20 protein-coding genes are annotated in these 20,931 nt (G+C 43.4%); 5 read left to right on the top strand and 15 right to left on the bottom strand.

Annotation, left to right across the window (positions count from 1 at the left end; all coding sequences use genetic code 11):
* The coding region (locus STRDD04_RS03775; RefSeq protein WP_062199457.1) for a Tex-like N-terminal domain-containing protein at positions 1-1,632 on the bottom strand (1,632 nt) is incomplete at its 3' end.
* 170 nt (positions 1,633-1,802) lie between these two features.
* On the opposite strand from STRDD04_RS03775, the gene STRDD04_RS10895 reads away from it, so the two are divergent.
* The 5 genes from STRDD04_RS10895 (at position 1,803) to zwf (ending at position 6,810) form a co-directional block, all read left to right on the top strand.
* Complete coding sequence (locus STRDD04_RS10895; protein WP_002894961.1) at positions 1,803-1,940, top strand: SPJ_0845 family protein; 138 nt, start codon at positions 1,803-1,805, stop codon at positions 1,938-1,940.
* Positions 1,937-2,842 (top strand): permease, encoded by a 906-nt coding sequence (locus STRDD04_RS03780; protein WP_062199458.1) that lies wholly within the window; start codon positions 1,937-1,939, stop codon positions 2,840-2,842. Before STRDD04_RS10895 ends, STRDD04_RS03780 begins: the two co-directional genes overlap by 4 nt.
* Entirely contained in the window at positions 2,839-3,654 is an 816-nt protein-coding gene (locus STRDD04_RS03785) for a TIGR03943 family putative permease subunit (RefSeq protein ID WP_062199459.1), read from the top strand. The genes STRDD04_RS03780 and STRDD04_RS03785 overlap by 4 nt, the downstream gene beginning before the upstream one ends.
* Positions 3,655-3,862: 208 nt before the next feature.
* Positions 3,863-5,227 (top strand): MFS transporter, encoded by a 1,365-nt coding sequence (locus tag STRDD04_RS03790; RefSeq protein WP_062199461.1) that lies wholly within the window; start codon positions 3,863-3,865, stop codon positions 5,225-5,227.
* A gap of 122 nt (positions 5,228-5,349) precedes the next feature.
* Positions 5,350-6,810: a glucose-6-phosphate dehydrogenase gene (gene zwf, locus STRDD04_RS03795; protein WP_062199462.1), complete on the top strand. Its 1,461-nt coding sequence runs from the start codon at positions 5,350-5,352 to the stop codon at positions 6,808-6,810.
* 293 nt (positions 6,811-7,103) lie between these two features.
* Here the strand turns inward: zwf and STRDD04_RS03800 are convergent, their stop codons facing one another.
* The 14 genes from STRDD04_RS03800 to pepF form a co-directional block, all read right to left on the bottom strand.
* Positions 7,104-7,658 (bottom strand): DUF3267 domain-containing protein, encoded by a 555-nt coding sequence (locus STRDD04_RS03800; RefSeq protein WP_062199463.1) that lies wholly within the window; start codon positions 7,656-7,658, stop codon positions 7,104-7,106.
* A gap of 29 nt (positions 7,659-7,687) precedes the next feature.
* Positions 7,688-8,428, bottom strand: a complete 741-nt coding sequence (locus STRDD04_RS03805) for a DUF3169 family protein (protein WP_062199464.1) — start codon at positions 8,426-8,428, stop codon at positions 7,688-7,690.
* 15 nt (positions 8,429-8,443) lie between these two features.
* Positions 8,444-8,797: a PspC domain-containing protein gene (locus tag STRDD04_RS03810; protein WP_062199483.1), complete on the bottom strand. Its 354-nt coding sequence runs from the start codon at positions 8,795-8,797 to the stop codon at positions 8,444-8,446.
* Positions 8,798-8,965: 168 nt separating this feature from the next.
* The gene (locus STRDD04_RS03815) at positions 8,966-9,172 is read right to left on the bottom strand and encodes a helix-turn-helix transcriptional regulator (RefSeq protein ID WP_062199485.1); all 207 of its coding nucleotides are present in this window, start codon (positions 9,170-9,172) and stop codon (positions 8,966-8,968) included.
* Between the two features lie 11 nt (positions 9,173-9,183).
* Complete coding sequence (locus tag STRDD04_RS03820; RefSeq protein WP_062199487.1) at positions 9,184-9,504, bottom strand: hypothetical protein; 321 nt, start codon at positions 9,502-9,504, stop codon at positions 9,184-9,186.
* Positions 9,505-9,652: 148 nt separating this feature from the next.
* Positions 9,653-10,792: an acetylornithine transaminase gene (locus STRDD04_RS03825; protein ID WP_062199489.1), complete on the bottom strand. Its 1,140-nt coding sequence runs from the start codon at positions 10,790-10,792 to the stop codon at positions 9,653-9,655.
* A 2-nt stretch (positions 10,793-10,794) separates the two neighbouring features.
* On the bottom strand, positions 10,795-11,532 hold the full coding sequence (gene argB / locus STRDD04_RS03830; RefSeq protein ID WP_062199491.1) for an acetylglutamate kinase: 738 nt from the start codon (positions 11,530-11,532) through the stop codon (positions 10,795-10,797).
* 11 nt (positions 11,533-11,543) lie between these two features.
* Positions 11,544-12,737, bottom strand: coding sequence for a bifunctional glutamate N-acetyltransferase/amino-acid acetyltransferase ArgJ (gene argJ, locus STRDD04_RS03835; protein WP_062199492.1), 1,194 nt, complete (start codon positions 12,735-12,737; stop codon positions 11,544-11,546).
* A gap of 17 nt (positions 12,738-12,754) precedes the next feature.
* Complete coding sequence (gene argC / locus STRDD04_RS03840; RefSeq protein ID WP_062199494.1) at positions 12,755-13,777, bottom strand: N-acetyl-gamma-glutamyl-phosphate reductase; 1,023 nt, start codon at positions 13,775-13,777, stop codon at positions 12,755-12,757.
* A gap of 167 nt (positions 13,778-13,944) precedes the next feature.
* The gene (gene alaS, locus STRDD04_RS03845; protein WP_062199495.1) at positions 13,945-16,563 is read right to left on the bottom strand and encodes an alanine--tRNA ligase; all 2,619 of its coding nucleotides are present in this window, start codon (positions 16,561-16,563) and stop codon (positions 13,945-13,947) included.
* A gap of 38 nt (positions 16,564-16,601) precedes the next feature.
* On the bottom strand, positions 16,602-17,183 hold the full coding sequence (locus STRDD04_RS03850) for an LURP-one-related/scramblase family protein (protein ID WP_197460077.1): 582 nt from the start codon (positions 17,181-17,183) through the stop codon (positions 16,602-16,604).
* Positions 17,184-17,323: 140 nt separating this feature from the next.
* Entirely contained in the window at positions 17,324-18,322 is a 999-nt protein-coding gene (gene prsA / locus STRDD04_RS03855; protein ID WP_062199496.1) for a peptidylprolyl isomerase PrsA, read from the bottom strand.
* A gap of 116 nt (positions 18,323-18,438) precedes the next feature.
* The gene (locus STRDD04_RS03860; protein WP_062199498.1) at positions 18,439-19,122 is read right to left on the bottom strand and encodes an O-methyltransferase; all 684 of its coding nucleotides are present in this window, start codon (positions 19,120-19,122) and stop codon (positions 18,439-18,441) included.
* A gap of 1 nt (position 19,123) precedes the next feature.
* Positions 19,124-20,926: an oligoendopeptidase F gene (pepF, locus tag STRDD04_RS03865; protein WP_062199500.1), complete on the bottom strand. Its 1,803-nt coding sequence runs from the start codon at positions 20,924-20,926 to the stop codon at positions 19,124-19,126.
* Positions 20,927-20,931: the final 5 nt, after the last annotated feature.

Genomic DNA, 20,931 nt, shown 5'->3' on the forward strand with positions numbered 1-20,931 from the left:
ATCACTTTCAGGAATACGCAGGAAGCCGGCTGCCTGTTCAAAAGCCTTTGCGCCCAGACGTGGCACTTTCTTGATGGCCTCGCGAGACCGAATCAAGCCTTCCGTTTCCCGGTACTTGACAATATTTTCTGAGATAGTTTTATTAAGACCAGCTACATGAGCCAGCAGGGCAGGACTGGCGGTGTTGATATTGACCCCGACTTGGTTAACCACGGTATCAACGACAAAGGCCAGACTTTCAGACAGCTTCTTCTGGCTGACATCATGCTGGTACTGACCAACTCCGATGGACTTAGGATCAATCTTAACCAGCTCTGCTAAAGGATCTTGCAGACGGCGGGCGATGGAAATAGCTGAGCGCTTTTCAACGGTCAACTCTGGAAACTCATGACGAGCCAGTTCACTAGCAGAGTAGACAGATGCTCCGCTCTCATTGACGATAACATAGCTGACATTTGGATGGGATTTCAAAACTTCAGCTACAAAGGCTTCGCTTTCTCGGCTGGCAGTTCCGTTTCCGATGGCAATGATTTCCACGCCAAACTGCTCAATCAGCTCTGATAACTCTTTCTTAGAAGCTTCAATCTGAGCTGGCTTTGCTGGCGCTACTGGATAGATGACTTGAGTCGTCAGCATCTTACCTGTCGCATCCACAACAGCTAGCTTGGCTCCTGTCCGAAAGGCTGGGTCAAAGCCCAATACTACACGACCCTTGAGAGGGGCAATCAGGAGGAGATGGCGGAGGTTATCTGAGAAGAGCTGAATCGCTCCATCCTCAGCAGCCTCAGTCAGCTCGGTCCGAATACGGCGCTCCATGGCTGGAATGATTTTCTTTTTAACCGCTTGCTGGACAGCTTCAATAATATAGGCATTTTTCACCTTGAAGCGTACTTCAAAGAAGCGCAGAATTTTCTCAAGATTGTGCTCAAAACCAACCTTGAGAATACCTAGCTTCTCACCACGGTTAAGAGCCAAGGTACGGTAGCCTTGCATGGTCGCTACTTTTTCGGAAAAATCATAATAAATTTGGAAGACCTGCTTTTCATCCAAATCCCCGTCTTTGAGACTGGATACGATAGAAGAATTGGTCTGCATCTCATGGTAGGTCCAAGCCCGCAGCTTGGTATCTTCAGAAATTGCCTCGGTCAGAATATCTACTGCTCCAGCTAGAGCAGCTTCTGCTGTTGGAAAGGCTTCGCTAGTCAGTTTCTCAGCCTCTTCTTGCAGATTAGGCACATCCTGTAGGATTAAGCGAGCCAAAGGAAAGAGACCAGCTTCACGCGCAATAGTAGCCTTGGTACGACGCTTCTCCTTGTAAGGCAGATAAAGCTCTTCCACATCTGCCAGCTTTTCAGCAGCTTCAATCTCAGAGCGCAGAGCATCCGTTAGTTTTCCCTGCTCCTCAATCTTAGCTAAGACCGTTGCTTTACGCTCTGCCAAAGCAGTCATGCTCTTATCTAAGTCAATGATTGCCTTAATCTCTACCTCATCCAGATTTCCTGTCATTTCCTTACGGTAACGAGCAATAAAAGGAATCGTATTTCCCTCAGCGGTCAGATCTAGGACCTGTGATACTTGGCTTTCTCTAAGACCCAATTTCTGGGCAATTTTTTCAATATTTAAATTTTCCATAACGCTTCTATTATATCATAATATGAAGCTGAAAAATCTATAAAGACTAGTTTAAGCAATCTTTTTCTTACTAAGATAAGTCTGCTGTCTCAGCTCCATCATGGCTGAAAATATCATTTTTTTCGTTTGGTAGTATAATAGAATTATTATTTTAGAAATGAGGTGCCTCTATGGCTGTTAAATTTACTAGATCAGATGATTTGGACAAAATGTTTGAGGAGTTTGCGACCCTGCCCAAGATTGAAAAGGTAGAGTTCCCTGAGGAAGACAAGAAAAAATCTAAAAACGAGAAGGATAAGAAAGAATGAGCTTCTTTTCTAACCTTCCTTCCAGCGTCTTACAGGCTGGTGCCATCTTTCTCTCCATCATCATTGAGGCCCTGCCCTTTGTCTTGATAGGGAGTATTATTTCTGGCTTTATCGAGGTGTATGTCACGCCAGATAAGGTTTATCACTTCCTGCCTAAGAACAAGTGGGCTCGGATTTTCTTTGGGAGCTTGATTGGTTTTGTCTTCCCCTCTTGCGAGTGCGGAATTGTTCCCATTATAAATCGTTTTCTGGAAAAGAAAGTTCCCAGTTACACGGCTGTGCCTTTTCTGGTAACGGCTCCAGTCATCAACCCCATCGTGCTCTTTGCGACCTACTCAGCATTTGGAAATTCCTTCCGAATGGCTCTGCTTCGTGCCTTAGGTTCTATGGCAGTGGCTATTCTTTTAGGGATCTTTCTGGGCTTCTTTGCGGATAGCAATATCCAAAAAGAAAATCGCAAAGCTGTTCATGAGCATGACTTTTCACATCTCAGCAAAGGACAAAAGCTTTTTCAGGTCTTTGTGCAGGCCATTGACGAATTTTTCGATACAGGCCGCTATCTGGTCTTTGGCTGTCTCTTTGCCAGCCTGGTCCAAGTCTATGTGCCAACCAGAATCCTGACCTCTATCAGCTCGACACCAGCTGTTGCTATTCTTCTGCTCATGCTGCTGTCCTTCCTGCTCTCACTTTGCAGCGAAGCTGATGCTTTCATCGGGAGCTCCTTGATTGCTAGCTTCGGCTTAGCACCAGTCTTAGCTTTCTTGGTCATTGGGCCTATGCTGGATGTCAAGAATCTGCTGATGATGAAAAACTACTTTAAGACACGCTTTATCTGGCAATTTATCAGCCTGGTTACCGTCGTCGTCTTTCTTTACTCTTGGCTTGTGGGGGTGGTGCTATGATTCGATTTCTAATCTTAGTCGGCTACTTTGAGATTACCATGTATCTGCAGCTGACGGGCAAGCTCAACCAATATATCAATCTCCACTACTCCTATCTGGCCTACTTGTCTATGATTCTGTCTTTTGTCTTGGCAGTCGTGCAGCTCATTATCTGGATGAAGAAGATGGAGGTTCACAGTCATTTAAGCACTCGCTGGGCCAGGTTAGGCAGCGTACTACTCCTTATCATTCCGCTTTTTGTAGGAATTTTCTTTCCAACTGTAACCTTGGATTCGACAACAGTTTCGGCTAAAGGATTTCATTTCCCGCTGGCTGAGGGAACTTCAACTGCTATTCAGCAGGACGAAGGCACAACCAGCCAATACCTGAAGCCGGACACCAGCACCTACTTTACCAAAGGGGCTTACGAAAAAGAAATGCGGGCAGCCGCTAAGAAATATGTCAAGCAAGATACCATTCAGGTCACAACTGAGAACTACATGGAAATCATGGAAGTCATCTATGATTATCCCGACGAGTTTGTAGGCAAGACGCTGGAGTTCACCGGCTTTGTCTACAATGATCCCAGCGATCAGAAGAGTCAATTTCTCTTTCGCTTCGGCATCATCCACTGTATTGCTGACTCGGGTGTCTATGGTCTCTTGACGACCGGAAATACCCAGCATTTCAAGGATAATACCTGGATTCATGCCAAGGGGAAACTTGCCATGCACTACCATAAAAGTCTGGGACAAAGCCTGCCAACTCTAGAAGTTGAAAGCTTTGATAGGGTAGAAAAACCGGACAATCCTTACGTCTATCGAGTCTTTTAAAGTCAAACACCTGTGAAAATCCATTTTCATGGGTGTTTCTTTTATATGCAATCCCTGCAATTCATTCTTCCCCCTCTACCAAGTTAGTCTGCCCGACTTTTATAAATTACAAGAGCCTTGATTAAAGTTGCTATTTGATTTTTTTCTCTCCTATCTTGGGAAAATCGTGCTACAATAATACTATCTCATTTGAAAAGGAGTTATTTTTATGAAGCAAGAAAAAGCAAGGAAACAAGATTTGCTTTCTATTCTGGCTGTGGCCTTAGTCGCCTTTGCTGGAATTCTTTCAGAGACTAGTATGAATGTGACCTTTCCCCACCTCAGCCAGGTCTTTGGCTTGGGCCTCGGAGTACTACAATGGATTACGACTGGCTACCTGCTGGCGGTCGCCATCACTATAACGCTGGGAGCGACTCTGGCCCACAACTGGACTGAGCGTCGCATCCTCTTTACCTCACTCGCCATCTTTAGCCTTGGAAATCTGATTGCCACGCTGGCACCAGATTTTACCTTCCTAATGATAGGACGAATCCTCCAAGGCGGAGCAACTGGAATTGCCATGCCGCTCATGTTTAATCTCATTGTAGAACGAATCCCTCGGAAAAATATTGGACTTTTCATGGGACTGAGCGGTCTAGTCATCAGCCTGGCACCAGCCATCGGCCCGACCTACGGAGGCTATATGATTGCCTCTTTTGACTGGCATATGATTTATACCTGTATCTTACCGGTTCCCATCATTTCTTTTTTACTAGCCTATTTTAACCTACAAAATTCAACTGGTAAAAGCAAGCGTCCTTTTGATGTTCTTGGCTTTCTCTCTCTTGCAGTTGCCCTTTCCTTTTCTTTAATGACCATTTCCAGTTTGGAAGAGGGAGCCAGCGTTAATTGGCTGTATCTGGCTGTTTTCCTCCTTTCCTTTGCCTTTTTCATCTGGCGGAGTCTGACTGTCCAACATCCATTCCTGGACATCCGTATCTTGAAAGAACCAACGATTTTCTTTGGAATTCTACCTTTTTTGATCTTTCAATTTTCCAACCTATCCAGCAATTTTCTCATTCCCAACTTTCTCGTGCTGGTCAAGAATGTCTCAACCGCTCAAGCTGGATTTTCCCTCCTTCCAGGAACTATGATCGGAGCTTTCATGTCTCCTTTTCTGGGAAAATTATACGATAACAAAGGCCCTAAACTATCTCTCTTTGGCGGTAATAGCCTAGTCTTTCTCGTCATGATTGTCTATAGCTTCTTTACAAACTGGCTCAATCTCCCACTAATCTTAGTTTTTTATATCCTCTTTACTCTGGGCCGCAACATGGCCTTCAACAATACTATGGCCCTTTCCGCCTCACAAGCTAGCAAAGGAAAAATAGCAGATGTAACTGCCCTCTTTCAACTAGCTCAGACCTTCGCAGGCGCCTTGGGAACAGCAATTGCAGCCGTCCTGCTCAATCAAGCACCCGACACCACAACTGGTGTCCACAATGTCTTTAGCTTGCTTTTGCTCCTCGTGAGCAGCAACTTTATTTTCTACTATTTCCTCTTTCGCGCTATCAAGAAGAAAAGCCAATCCTAAACTCGTATCCCGACTTTCCCTCGGGATATTTTCTTTCCACCAAATCCGAATTTTTCAAATACAATTTTTCTGAAAATTGTGATAAAATAGAAACAATCACATTTAGATAGGTAATAGGTATCATGTCTTCAAAAGTTATTGTTACAATTTTCGGTGCCAGTGGGGACTTGGCCCAAAGAAAACTATATCCTTCCCTGTTTAGACTTTATAAATCTGGCAATCTTTCTGAACATTTTGCCGTTATCGGAACTGCCCGCAGACCTTGGAGTAAGGAATATTTTGAGTCTGTCGTTGTCGAGTCTATCTCAGACCTAGCTGATAGTCCTGAGCAAGCCCAAGAATTCGCCAGTCATTTTTATTATCAAAGCCACGATGTGCAGGATACCGAGCATTATATTGAGCTGTGCAAGCTGCAAAACAAGCTCAATGAGGAATATCAGGCAGAGAACAATAAACTCTTCTTCCTCTCTATGGCTCCTCAGTTTTTTGGAACCATTGCCAAGCACCTCAAATCTGAGCATATCGTTGATGGAAAAGGATTTGAGCGTCTGATTGTCGAAAAACCCTTTGGGACAGATCTGGCAACTGCCAGCAAGCTCAACGAAGACTTACTGGCCACTTTTGACGAAGAACAGATTTTCCGGATTGACCACTATCTGGGCAAGGAAATGATCCAAAACATCTTCGCGATTCGTTTTGCTAATCTCCTGTTTGAAAATATTTGGAACCGCAATTATATTGATAATGTGCAGATTACATTTGCTGAAAAGCTCGGTGTTGAAGAACGCGGTGGCTATTATGATCAGTCCGGGGCCCTCCGCGATATGGTACAGAATCATACCTTGCAACTCCTCTCTCTACTAGCCATGGATAAGCCAAAAAGCTTTACCAAAGAAGACATTCGAGCAGAAAAAGTCAAAGTTTTTGAGCGCCTTGTTCAGCCAAGTGAGGACGATTTGAAGCGTCTCTTCATTCGGGGGCAATACAAGTCTGGCAAAGTCAACGGCAAAAAATACATTTCCTACCGTAGCGAGCCCAATGTCAATCCTGAATCGACTACTGAAACTTTTGTTTCTGGTGCCTTCTTTATTGATACTGACCGTTTCCGTGATGTGCCTTTCTTCTTCCGAACTGGAAAACGCCTGACCGCAAAGGGTACTCATGTCAATATTGTTTTCAAGCAGATGGATTCCATTTTTGGTGAGCCGCTCAAACCAAATGTTTTGACTATTTACATCCAGCCAACCGAAGGTTTTTCACTCAGTGTCAACGGAAAAGAAGTCGGCGAGCTCTTTAATCCAGCCCCGATTTCATTTGATTACCGGACAGATGCCACAGCCTCAGGAGCCTCTCCAGACCCGTATGAAAAGCTGATTTTTGACGTGCTCAATAACGACTCGACCAATTTCAGCCACTGGGATGAAGTCAAAGCTAGCTGGGAATTGATTGATAAAATCGAACAGCTGTGGAGCCAAAACCAAGTGCCGCTGCATGAATACGCTGTCGGTTCTATGGGACCAGAAGCTGCCTTTGATCTATTAGCACAATTCGGAGCCAGCTGGCAGTGGCAGCCTGATAAATAAATGCTACTTGCAAGTATAGAACAATAAGCACAGCACATAACTCTAGCAGTTACTAGCCAGATGGCAAGTTCTTTGAAAGAATAAGTAAAACAGAACATAAAAAGATTATCAACCAAGTTGTACTGACCCCAAAAAGTTAGACAGAAAAATCTAACTTTTTGGGGTGCGGTTCAAGTTGATAATCTTTTTTATTTTGTACCAGATAAAATACACTTAAACTTTGTTTTTGACTTCGAAAGAACCAGGACTAAAACTCTTTATCAATAAGCCTAATAGCAAGTAGCTTTGATGACCTAATTTCCTTCTTCTTTCTGGTAAAAATTCATGCCAACCTCAGTATCCTCGATGATAATATCATCAGTCTGCCCCAACAGCAGCAAAGCGATGTAAAAGTCACCAACACAACCCGCTGCATGAAGACTAGCTAGAGGCATGTAGAGAGTTGAACTGATCAAGCCCAGCATGGCCAATAAAGTCAGGAGTAGGCTAATCAAAACAAAGGGTGCCAAACCAATAACCAAGAAGTCCTTACGATGGTAGAAGGTATCTGGACTAGTCGCATAGGCCATCCCATTTTTAAAACCAAACTTGACCTTGGCTTTCCCTTTACCAAAAAACTTGAAGAAGAAACCGTGGATGTACTCATGGATGACGACAAAGATAAAGGTAAAAACTAACAAATAGACGATATCTAGACCCGAAAAATCATAATGATCGGCTCGGAAGATTAGCTGGGTCAATTTCGCAAAAAGCACGGAGAAGGGAAAAATCAGCAAGATCCCCGCTACATTTAGACCGATTACATATTTCTTTTCTTCCATAAAGTTGATTTTTTTGATTAATTTCATGATGAACTCCTTTTTGGCCGCCAAACAGCTTATTTGAAATATCTTTTAACTGCTTGATAAGATTCAGCATTGATATAGACAAAAATAATGGTTAAGACAATCATACCAGAAGCGACCTGCATCGGTGTCCCAGCTCCAAGAATAAAGAGTAAGACATAAAGGCCTGGAATGAGGCGCTGATTGAGGTTGAAGAGGGTCAAAAAGCTTTGTTCATAATGAGCCTGCAACTCCCCTTCATCATAGGACAGCGCATAGTCCTTCATCTCCTCAATGGTTGGCATAGCAGATAATTTATATTGACGAACCTTCTGAGTAGTTTTCAATACAAGAATTTGCCCTAAAATCAAAGCAAGAAACAGTGCAATATCATAAAATGGAATGTCAATCGTCATTTCTGACCCTAGTAGCGGACCTAGGTAGCTCACTCCTACAAAGAGGGTGAATAGAGTCAGAGCAGACGAGATATTATATAAAATCGTCGCATATTCTAGGGTTTTGAAAGTTTGACGATATAGATCATAGCTTCTGTCATCATCTTCTTCTCTCTGGTAAGCCCCGTGAACTTTATGCGTCTGATAGAGCAAGAAAAAGGTTACGGGATAGAGAATAAACAAACTCGCTCGACCAATGTTCTTCAGCAATTCAACATTTAAAACAGTCGGCCAAGAAAAATGCTCAAAATGAGCCATTATAAAACCAACTACCCCTCCTAATATAACAGCAAGAATTAAGATGCCGATATTTCTCAATATTCTTTTCTTTGTTGACATTGTTTTCTCCTATACTTAAATAAGCGCAGTCAGCCAAGCCATGACTTGGCTAATAAAATCAGAGGCAGTTTCCAGTATTTCATGGCCAAATAAAGGTAAAATAATCAGCACTATCATCAGAAAAATAAAGTGATTTCTGACTTTTTTGCTCATTTTATTCCACAAATAATCCTTTTGGAACCATCCTGCCAGATAGGCATAGCCCAAGGCTACAAAAATCCCTAGCTCAGTTGATGCTAGCACTACAACTCCGAAGATCAGACGAATATAAGCTACCTTTATCCCAAAATAATCCGCCAAACCTGCACAGACACCAGCAATTTTTGCTTGTTCTTCGTTAACTTTAAAGTTTTCCATAAATTCTTGCATTGTTTTCTCCTTGTTTTACTTTCTCTCACTTACGGAAAGTACTAATATACCTATACAACTTATCAGGATTGGATCAAGTAACCGCTATGATATAGAAGCTTGCTTGCTGGTCTTCAAGACAAGACGGCTATCATAAAATATCTCCAGTCACCGATTTTTCCTAACGGCCTACTCTTCCTCCACTAGGCGAAAGACATTTTCGACACTTTCGTTGAAAATCTGAGCAATCTTGAGGGCAATGACCACGGAGGGTGTGTACTCATCCCGCTCAAGCAAACTAATCGTCTGCCGCGACACGCCGGCTTTCTTGGCTAACTCAGTCTGATTCAATCCATCCCTAGCCCTTAGCTCTTTGAGTCGATTTTTTAGTTTCATGGAAACACCTCTCAGCTCTCTCTTAGTTCAACAGATTTGATATCGTCAATTCGCATCAATTTCATTCTTGTTTGACCTTTTTTATTGGTCTTACTCAACTTAACCCAATCGTCATCAGCATCAACTACCTCCCAGCAATCTGTCCCGAAAAGTTCACCGACTATGATCGGTTTTTCCCCAATCATTTCTTTAAAAAAATGTGACATTTCTCCACTCCTTTCTTTATTTCTCTCTAAACGTTTCAACTTCCTTTTCACATTGTTCAATTTACTGAATGACGTCAACCAAAAAACGAAACATACCGGAACTAGAAACCAAAACAGTATATCCATGAGTCCCTCCTTTTATCTTTTCTTCTTAACTTAAATACATTGTAACAGATTCTTTTCTTTTTGACAAGTATATTTGTCAAAAAAATAAAGATTTTTGTCATAAAGTATAGAATCCTTGACAAAAGAAAACCCAGCTTCAGCTGAGTTTCTAATCTACTTCTTCAAATACTTCCTTGAGAGTGCCTACGCCTCGCTGGATTTCTTCCTCACTGAGGGTCAGAGGTGGCAGGAGGCGAATCACATTCGTTCCAGCTGTAAGAACAATCAAGCCTTTTTCCCGTGCCTTTTCAACTAGGACAGACAGGTTAGAACTTGTTTCGATTCCAATCATCAAACCCAGACCTCTAATAGCTAGGATCCTTGGATTTCCTTGGAGGGCTGTTTGCAATTCTCCGACTAGCAATCTGCTTTTCTCCTGAACTTCTTCCATGAAGCCAGGTGTTTTTAGTTGGCGCAATGTTTCTAAAGCAGCTGCCATGGCTAATCGATTACCGCCAAAAGTTGAACCATGACTGCCGTAATTAAAGGCTGAAGCCAGCTCTTTCTTGCCTAGCATTGCCCCTACTGGCACTCCATTGGCCAGTCCCTTGGCCAAAGTCACAATATCTGGCACAATGCCATAGTGTTCAAAGGAATAAAGCTTGCCCGTTCGACCCATCCCTGTCTGCACCTCATCCACCACTAGCAAAATCTTGTTTTGCCGACAAAAATCAGCTAAATCCTGAACAAATTGCTCATCAGCTGGCAGGACACCCGACTCTCCTTGAACCAATTCCAGCATCACAGCAGCAGTATCATCATTGACTAAGGCTTTAACACTGGCTAAATCATTATAAATGGCATAGCTGAAATGAGAAAGACCGTCACCAAATCCTATTTTAATTTTCTCTTGGCCAGTCGCAGCCATCGCCCCGAAAGTCCGACCGTGAAAGGACTGCTGAAAACTAATAATCCCCTGCTTGCCACTGGCCTTGCGGGCCAACTTAATGGCTGCTTCATTGGCCTCCGCCCCACTGTTGCAGAAAAATGCTAGGTAATCATAGCCATCAACCAACTCCTCAGCCACCTTTTCTTGCAGTGAGCTGAGATAAAGATTGGGACTGTGCCAAATTTGCTCGGCCTGCCGAAGCAGAGCCGCTTGGACTTGCGGGTGAAAGCCCAAATTGGTCACCCCAATCCCAGAAGAAAAATCCAAATAAGCACGCCCTTCACTATCCATCAGATAGTTGCCCTCGGCCTTGACAAATTCAATCGAGGCTCGATTATAATTTTGAAATAAAAAACTCATATTTATCCCTCTGCTATCAAGGTTCCTGCCGAAAGACTATTTCCAATCCAGACCTGACTAACACCGGAGAGGACTGTCTGAACAGCACTTTCAATTTTTGGAATCATACCGTCCTTGATAATTCCTTTCTGGATTTTTTGGGGCACTTGGCTGGTCAAAATCTGTGGCAGCACTTTTTTATCCTCCAAGACACCTTGCGCATCCGTCATCAAAATCAATTTCTCTGCCTGAAATTTTTTAGCTACAGCAGCAGCTAAATAATCCGCATTGATATTCAATACTTGACCGTCTGCATTTTCCCCAAGTGAAGCCAAAACTGGAATAATATGGTCATCCAAAAGCTGCTCCAAATAACTACTGTGAATATCCGTGACCTGACCAACATAGCCATAAATTGATTTGTCAATATACTCCGCTGACACGGTCTGGCCCAGATGAGACACTAACTGAATGCTGTCAATATCAGCCTGATTGAACTGTTGAGTCAGACCCTGTCCAACGATATCCAGCAGAGCTTTCTTGATGATAGGAATATCCGACTGGTTGGTCACACGCAGCCCCTTGACCTTACGACTCGGCAAATGACGTTCCAGCAAGAGCTGATTGATGACAACGCCTCCTCCGTGAACAAGAATAATCTTTTTCCCATTATCGACCCAATTTTTCACCTGCTCGATAAAAGAAGTGGATAATTTCTGGGCGGCAACACCGCCAATTTTAATCACGATAACATCTTTCATATTATTTCTCCTTAGGTTCTGTAGAGGGCATTTATTTTCACATAGTCATAAGACAAGTCACAACCCCAAGCTTTTCCAGTAGCGTCTCCGTCATGGAGGTCAATGGTAATAGTGACTTCATCCTGCCCCATCATTTCTTGCATTTCTTCTGCATCAAAAGCAACTGGACTAGAAGCCAACATGACCGGAAGCTGACCGATAAAGATATCAATATTTGCAACTGACAACTCGGCTCCTGCATATCCAATCGCGGCTATAATTCGGCCCCAATTTGGATCTTCTCCAAAAATCGCTGTCTTTACTAGACTGGAACCGACCACACTTTTGGCAATCATTCGTGCACTCAGGCTGTCCTGAGCATGCAGAACATCCACCTCAATCAGCTTACTCGCTCCCTCTCCGTCTTTAGCAATCTTCTTCGCCAAATCTTCCATTACATAGTGCAGCATCTGGGCAAAGCGCTCAAACTCCTCTGTATCGGGCAAAATTTCTTCATTTTGAGTACAACCGTTGGCCAAGACTAAAACCATATCATTAGTTGACGTATCTCCATCCACTGTAATTTGGTTGAAAGTCGTTTCAACATTCTGTCCAAGTGCTTTCTGCAATGTTTGGCTAGATATATTGGTATCACAAGTGATAAAAGCCAACATGGTAGCCATATTAGGATGAATCATTCCTGATCCTTTCGCTACTCCTGCCATGGTCACCAAATCCTTACCAAATCGTTCCGTCACAACACAGGTTTTCGTGCAGGTATCTGTCGTTAGAATCGCTCGAGCAAAATCATCGGCCTTACCACTGATGACAATTTGCGACAGACCATTTTTCAGTGCATCCATTGGAAGCAGCTCACCGATGACTCCTGTTGAAGCAAGACCTACTAAGTCAGGCTCAATCTTCAGTTTTTGTGCTGTCAGCCTTTGCATCTCATAGGCATCTTCCATTCCTTGGATTCCTGTACAGGAATTGGCTACACCTGAATTGACCACTACTGCTTGCAGTTTCCCGCTTTTTTTCACGGATTCTCTCGTGACGATGAGCGGAGCCGCAATGACCTTGTTGGTCGTATAAACTCCTGCAGCGCTAGCTGGCACTTCTGAAACAATCCAGCCAAAGTCCAGCTTCTTTTTCTTAAAACCAGCATATAAACCGTCGGCTGAAAAGCCTAGGGGGCTGGCAATATTTCCATCAATTAATTTCATTCTGACTCCAATCATCACTATACAAATAGAGGTGGACTGAGAAGTCCTTCCGTCTCTGGAAAAGCAAACATAAGATTCATATTTTGAACAGCTTGTCCAGCCGCTCCCTTGACCAAGTTATCCAGAACTGCAACTACCGTTAAAATATTGGTCACCGGATTATAGTCAAAACCTATATCTGTGTAGTTGGTCCCAACCACTTGATGCAAGGTTGGCAAAGCTGCCTGCACCCTGACAAAAGGTTTATCCTGATAACATCGTCGATACATACTGGAAATATCTGCTACATTCAGGCCTTTTCTCAATTTCACATAGACCGTCGCTACAATCCCACGATTGACCGGAATCAGAGAAGTCGAAAACTGGATAGACGCAAGCTTCTCATCAAAACTCTGCAAAAACTGAACAATTTCAGGAATATGCTGGTGCTGATTTAGTTTATAAGTGACATAGTTATCATGAACCTGTACGAAATGACTGGCTTCTGTAGGATTTTTCCCTGCACCAGTCAGACCACTCTTAGCATCCACAATAATAGAATCAAGCTCAATAGCCTGCGCTTGCAACAGAGGCACCAAGGCCAGTTCCGTTGCTGTAGCATAACAGCCTGGATTGGCAATAAAGTGCTTCTCATTTACATCTACAAATTCAGACAAGGCATAAATAAACTTTTTCTGAATACTTGCATGAGCAGGTTCTTTTTTATACCATTTTTGATAAATATCCCCTGGTAGGCGATGATCTCCAGATAAGTCAATCACTGGAAAATCTGCTGCAATAAAATCTGCCACCATCTCTTTTGCCACCCCGCTCGGAGTTGCAAAAAATACCAGATCAGCTTGCTGCATAATACGTTGACTATCAAACACCTCAATTTTTAGGTCACACAGTCCTTTTAAATGTGGATAAAGTTCTGACAAAAACTTGCCGATTTCCTTCGTCGCATGGATCGAAACGACCTTAGCTCTTGGATGATGCTGCAGGATACGAAGGAGTTCTAATCCTGAGTAACCTGTAATTCCAACAATCGAAATACGCATATTTTAAAACTCCTTTGTATAAATATGCGTATAATTCTACTATCAAAATCCGATATTGTCAAGTATTAATTGTATTTTTATTCATAAAAACATTTTAATTAAACATTTTCTTGTCTTTAGAAAAGCGAAAAAAAGACCAGAATCGAATCCTGGTCTTAAAAAATCTATTATAATTTCTCAGCAACAGCTCCAAGCAAATCTTGGATAGCTGATTGCTTGCTTCCCCCGGCCATAGCCATATCTGGCTTACCGCCGCCTCGACCATCCACAATCGGTGCCAATTCCTTAATCAAATTACCGGCATGGACGCCCTTGGTCTTGCTGGCTGCTAGGACATTGACCTTGTCTCCAATTGCTGCGACCAGTACGAGAACATCTGAATAATCCTTCTGCTTCCAAGTGTCGGCAAAGGTACGCAGGGCGCCAGCGTCGGAAACAGAGACCTGACTTGCGATAAAGCTATATCCATTTGCCTCTTGAACATTCTTGAAGACTTCACCAGAGGCCGCTGCTGCTGCTTTTTCCTTGAGCTCTGCATTCTCTTTTTGGAGTTGACGAAGTTGCTCCTGCAGTGCTTCCACCTTGTGAGGAACTTCTTTGATTTGCGGTGCCTTGAGGGTTGCTGCGATAGACTTGAGCGCCTCCTCTTCCTCACGGTAGGCCTCAAAAGCTTCCTTGCTGGTAACTGCCAAGATACGACGAGTTCCAGATCCGATACCTTCTTCTTTGATAATCTTGAAAATCCCGATTTCAGAAGTGTTGCCTAGGTGGGTGCCTCCGCAAAGCTCAACAGAGTAGTCACCAATGGTTACGACACGAACTTCTTTACCATACTTTTCGCCAAAAAGTGCCATAGCACCCATTTCCTTAGCTGTATCAATATCTGTCTCTACTATCTCAATGGCAATAGCTTCCCAAATCTTCTCATTGACTTCTTGCTCAATAGCACGCAGTTCTTCTGCTGTCACCGCTTGGAAATGCGTAAAATCAAAGCGCAGGAATTCTACTTCGTTCAGAGAGCCTGCCTGGGTTGCATGGTTCCCAAGAACATTATGTAGGGCTGCATGCAAGAGGTGAGTCGCCGTATGGTTTTTCATCACACGGTAACGACGGCTGTGGTCAATTTCCAGTTTATAGTTTTGCCCCAGAGCCAAAGGAGCCAAAACTTCTACAGTATGTAATGGCTGACCATTTGGTGCCTTTTGCACGTCCCTTACTTGCGCTACCAGATTGCCTTCTGCATCAAAGATTTGACCGTGGTCGGCCACCTGACCACCCATTTCTGCGTAGAATGGTGTTTCTGCAAAGATGAGGGCAGCTGTGCCTGTCTCAACAGACTCCACTGCTGCATCGTCCGCCACGATAGCGACCAACTCAGCTGTCAACTCTTCTCTTTCGTAGTTGAAGGCACTCTCTACTGTGATGGCCTGCAGTGTTTCATTTTGCATGCCCATTGAGCCGCCCTTGACGACGGAAGCACGCGCCCGATCCTGCTGCTCTTTCATAGCCGCTTCAAAGCCAGCACGATCCACCGTCATGCCTGCTTCCTCAGCGATTTCCTCAGTCAGCTCCAGTGGGAAGCCGTAAGTATCGTAAAGTTTGAAGGCATCTTGACCAGAAATGACTGTTTGACCTTTTTCTTTTAGGTCTGCTACGATGCCTTGGGCAAAGTGTTGACCAGAGTGCAGAGTACGAGCAAAAGATTCTTCCTCACTCTTTATAATCTTTTCAATAAAGTCTTTCTTCTCAAGAACTTCTGGGTAGTAGCTTTCCATAATCTTGCCCACAGTTGGTACAAGTTTGTAAAGGAAGGTCCCTTCGATGCCCAGCTTTTGTCCATGCATAGAAGCACGGCGGAGGAGACGGCGAAGCACATAGCCACGACCTTCATTTCCAGGAAGAGCGCCATCGCCAATCGCAAAGGAGAGCGAGCGGATATGGTCTGCGATCACCTTGAAACTCATATTGTCTCCATCCTGGTCATAGACCTTACCAGACAGTTTCTCTACTTCACGAATGATTGGCATGAAGAGGTCTGTTTCAAAGTTGGTCTTCGCCCCTTGGATAACAGCGACCAAACGCTCCAAACCAGCGCCCGTATCAATGTTCTTATGAGGCAATTCCTTGTACTCGCTACGCGGTACAGCAGGGTCGGCGTTGAATTGTGACAAGACGATATTCCAGATTTCGATATAACGGTCGTTTTCAATATCTTCTTCCAAGAGACGGACTCCGATATTTTCTGGGTCGAAAGCTTCGCCTCGGTCAAAGAAAATCTCTGTATCTGGTCCAGAAGGTCCTGCACCGATTTCCCAGAAGTTGTCCTCAATTGGGATCAAGTGACTTGGATCCACTCCCATTTTAATCCAACGGTTGTAAGAATCCTTGTCAGCTGGATAGTAAGTCATGTAGAGTTTCTCAGCTGGGAAATCAAACCACTCAGGGCTAGTCAAAAGCTCGTAAGCCCACTCAATCGCTTCATCACGGAAATAATCGCCGATAGAGAAATTGCCCAGCATTTCAAACATAGTATGGTGGCGGGCAGTCTTTCCGACATTTTCGATGTCGTTGGTCCGAATCGCCTTTTGAGCATTGGTAATCCGAGGATTCTCTGGAATAATGGTTCCGTCAAAGTATTTCTTGAGGGTTGCTACTCCAGAGTTAATCCAGAGCAGGGTTGGATCATTGACTGGCACCAAGCTGACAGATGGTTCTACTGCATGACCTTTAGTTGCCCAAAAATCCAGCCACATTTGACGAACCTGAGCACTTGACATTTGTTTCATTTATTTTTCTCCTTAAATTTTTTCTAAAAATAGTTGTATTACGAGGACGAGCTTTCCAGCATCTCCACATAGTCAATAGCGACACAGAGGGAAATGACTAAATCTGAATAAGTCTCATCATAGACATGAACCTGATAAGTAGAGGTTAGATGGAAAAGCTCCTTGGTAATCTCTGCAACGACTTGATTGCTGTCATCCAGCAGACGGAAATTCAGATCCCAAAAATTGCCCTCCACTCGTAACCCCAAATTGTCAAATTCATACTTATCACGCAAAATCGTGAATTTCTGACGGATATAAAAGCTATGTCCGTTGCTGAGCTTGATCTCAAACTGGGGCAGGAAAGTTAGAAAGGTTTTGGAAATCTGGCTGACAGTCTGCCCCTGTGCATCGTAGATGGTAAAAGTCTTAGGAATCTGGAAAAAAGATCCTTCCACTTGGTAATCTACATTGCCTCGATCGTCCTTGATATCAAAACGTTCGCCGCCTAAGCGAAGTTTCTGTTTGACTAAATAGGTTTTCATCGTTTGACCTCCACAGTCAATATAAAAGACAAGTTCCTTGTCCGAAGGGCGAAAAACCGCGGTACCACCTTCATTCAATGAACTTGTCATTCTCATTTCATATTCTATTTTCCAAGATGAGTAGCATGATTTCCCGTCTCAGATGGCTCGCAGCACCGCCAATTCTCTGAACTAAGAACTTGAAAAATCAATTCTCACCAGTCTTATTATACTTGCTTATTCTCTTTTCGTCAACCTTATTCTGCAGCTGATGAAGAAGCTTCTTCTGAACTGCTTTCAGCTGCTGAGCTGCTGGCAGCACTTGAGGAAGCAGAGGCAGATGAATCTGAGGTTTCTGAATCAATATATTGCGCAAAAACATTTTGGAAAGCAGCATCTTTCACCTTAATATTTGCATCTTTCAGCTCTTTGGCTACAACTGAGCGAATGAAGCTAGCATCATTTTGTTTTTGCGTTAAAATAACTTCTTTCAGCTGCTTTTTATAATCCTTCCAATTTGAAGATTTTTCAGATTTTTTGACCAACTTAACAATATAGAAGCTGGAGCTATAATTTTGAGAACTTCGAACAGTTACAACATCTGAAATTCCATTTTCTTCTAAGGCAAAAGTAGCTTTTTTGACAGCATCTGGAACATCTGTCGAGCCAGAATCAAACTTCACTTCTCCACCTTTTTCTTTGGTTGCTGCATCTGTTGAGTTATCTTTTGCGATTTGACCAAAATCAGCACCTTCCGCTTTAGCCTGTTCAAGGATTTCTTTAGCCTTATCTTCGCTGTCCAGCTTGATGATTTGAGCAGTCACTTCTGGCGTATAATTTGCAAAGGCAGCCTGATAGTTTTCATCTGTCAATTCTTTTTTAGCAGCTTCTTTTACAGCATACTCAACCAATTTATTGGTCCGAATTTGATCCTTGTAGGCATCTTCGGTCAATCCGTTTTGTGCAAGAACCTTTTGAAAAGCAGAGCCATAGGCTGATTTCATTTTATCAAAGGCTTCTGTCACCTCTTTATCGGTTACCTTTTTACCATATTTATTTTCAAATACTTCCTTGATCGTCATTTGAAGCAAGACTTGCTGAGCAGCTCCATTGCTCTTAACTTGATCATAAAACTCATTAACCGTAATTGTGTTTCCCTTCATGGTAATAATGTCTTTACCATCTGCTTGCGAACACGCAGCTAACGTAACAACGGATAAAAGTGTCACAGCTCCTGCGAACAATTTTTTCTTCATAGAATGTTTTTCTCCTCGCTTTTATATAAATTCACTTTGTATATTGTACCACAAATCTAACTTGATATCTTAAATTTTGCTAAAAACTTTTAAATAACAGGATAATTTCAGATATCTCATTTTTTTCTAATCATAAGCAACCCATCTCCCAGCGGAAGCAGGCTCGCAGTCAGGTCTGGATTGTCCAAAGTTGCATCAAAGAGACTATGCAAACCGCGGTAAATAGCCCGCTGACCACGTTTAATTTCCTCAAAAGGCTTGGCAACATCTCCTCCTTGAAAGACATCATCAATGAGGACCAGACCACCAGGATTGAGGCTCTTGAGAACTTGGGGCAGAAAGACCACATACTTGGACTTGGCAGAGTCCATAAAGACAAGGTCGTAAGAATCCTCCAGTGTCTCAAGCAAATCCATTGCGTCACCTTCCAGCAGAGTGATCTGCTGACGGCTGTCATATTTAGCAAAATTAGCCTTGGCCAACTCAATCATCTCTGGATTGCGGTCAATAGTCGTAATCTGAGCCTGAGGAGCATGTTCCGCCATCAAAAGGGCCGAAAAACCAATAGCCGTACCGATTTCTAAAATCTTCTCTGGCTGCAGACTTTCAAGAAGCAAGCGGAAATACGCCACTGTCTCATGGGGAATCACAGGTACATTTTCAGCTCTGACAAAGTCTTCCAGCTCCTTAAGTCCACCAGTGACTGGCTGGAGACGCCGTCTCATAAAGTCTACAATTTCTTCTTTGACCACTGGCCGACGCATATTGGGATTAGAATTTTGATTATAAGTCTCGACCATTTTATGCCAGTCCCAACTTTTCTACCAAGGCTTCAAATTCATCCAGACGACGCTCAAAGACAGCAAAAGCAGCATTTAGGTAGTCTTCTTTTTCCATATCCACACCTGCTTTTTTGATGACATTGAGTGGATAGTCAGAGTTCCCAGCTTTCAGATAGTCCAAATACTTGTCCTTGTCTTCCTGACTGCCATGGACAATCTTTTCAGCCAAGGCAGAAGCTGCTGAAAAGCCTGTCGAATATTGGAAAACATAGTAATCGTAGTAGAAATGCGGAATCCGAGCCCATTCGTACTGAATCTGCGGATTGTCTTCTTTTTTCAGTCCATAGTATTTCTCGTTCAAATCAGCGTAGAGCTCATTGAGAAACTCGCTAGTCAAAACTTGACCTTCTTGGTCAGCCTTGTGGATAGCGTGCTCAAACTCCGCAAACTGGGTTTGACGGAAGACTGTACCTCGGAAGCCATCCAAGAAGTGATTGAGGATAGCAAAGCGGGTAGCGTCGTCTTCTACTTCTTCCAAGAGCTTCTCTGTCAGGATATTTTCATTGGTCGTTGAAGCAATCTCAGCCAAGAAGATAGAGTAGTCTCCGTAAACATAAGGCTGCGTCTCACGTGTATAGCTGGAGTGCATGCTGTGACCAGTCTCGTGCACCAAGGTAAAGAGATTGTCCAGCGTATCCTGCCAGTTGAGCAACATAAAGGCATTGGTATCATAAGAACCGCCTGAGTATGCTCCTGAGCGCTTGCCTTGATTCTCATGAACATCAATCCAGCGCTCTGAGAAGGCAGTCTTCACTCGGCTCAAGTAATCCTCACCCAAAATAGCCAGGACTTCCTCAGACTTAGCCAAGGCTTCCTCATAAGTGAACTTGTAGTCTATCTCTGACAAAGGTGTGTACATATCATACATCTTCAAGTCAGAAATTCCTAAAATCTTCGCTCGTAAAGCAATATAACGCTGCAAAAGAGGCAAATGCTTATTGACAGCTGAAACTAAGCTGTCATAAACACTCTCAGGAATAAAGTCCGCTGACAAAGACGCTTCACGGGCAGATGAAAACTTGCGGACTTTCGCATTGTAGTTGTGGACCTTGACATTAGTTTGCAAAGTCTTAGCATAGGTATGCTGATACTGCTCGTATACGCTGTAGAGAGCCTCGTAAGCTTCCTTACGGACTTCTCGGTTCTTAGACTCGACCAGGGTGATATAGTTACCGTGGCTGAGCTGAACTTCATTTCCATCTTCGTCATGCACCATTGGAAAGACGATATCCGCATTATCCAAGATAGCAAAGGTTTCGCCCGCTGCACCAAAAATTTCACCAGCACCGGCCAATAGCTCCTCTTCGCGCTGGGTTAGGATGTGGGCTTTCTTTTTCAAAAGCTTGTCAAAATAATGCTGATACAGCTGCAAACCTGGCTGCTCAGCCAAGAAAGCCTGGTATTGCTCTTCTGTAATCGCCATAAATTCTGGCTCATAGAAAGCAAAGCTTTGACCGAATTCACTATAAAGAGTCATACCCTTAGCCTGATATTCTTGATACTTGGCTACACGAGTATCCTGGTCATTCTTCATGTGAGCATAAGAATAAAGCTTTTCAATCCGGCGCATCAAGTCCAACTGCACTTCAGTCGTTTTTAAGAGACTATCAGCCGAATCCAGCAAATGCCCAGCCAGACTAGCTGCCTTCTTCACTTCTTCTGAAACCTGCGCCAACTCTGCTTCAAAGGCTTCATCTGTCGGGAAAATTGTGCTTAAATCCCAAGTGTATTTTTCTTCAATTTCATTTCGTTGTTTTGCCATAGAAA

It is taken from the genome of Streptococcus sp. DD04, from assembly GCF_001578725.1.
Lineage (GTDB): Bacteria > Bacillota > Bacilli > Lactobacillales > Streptococcaceae > Streptococcus > Streptococcus sinensis.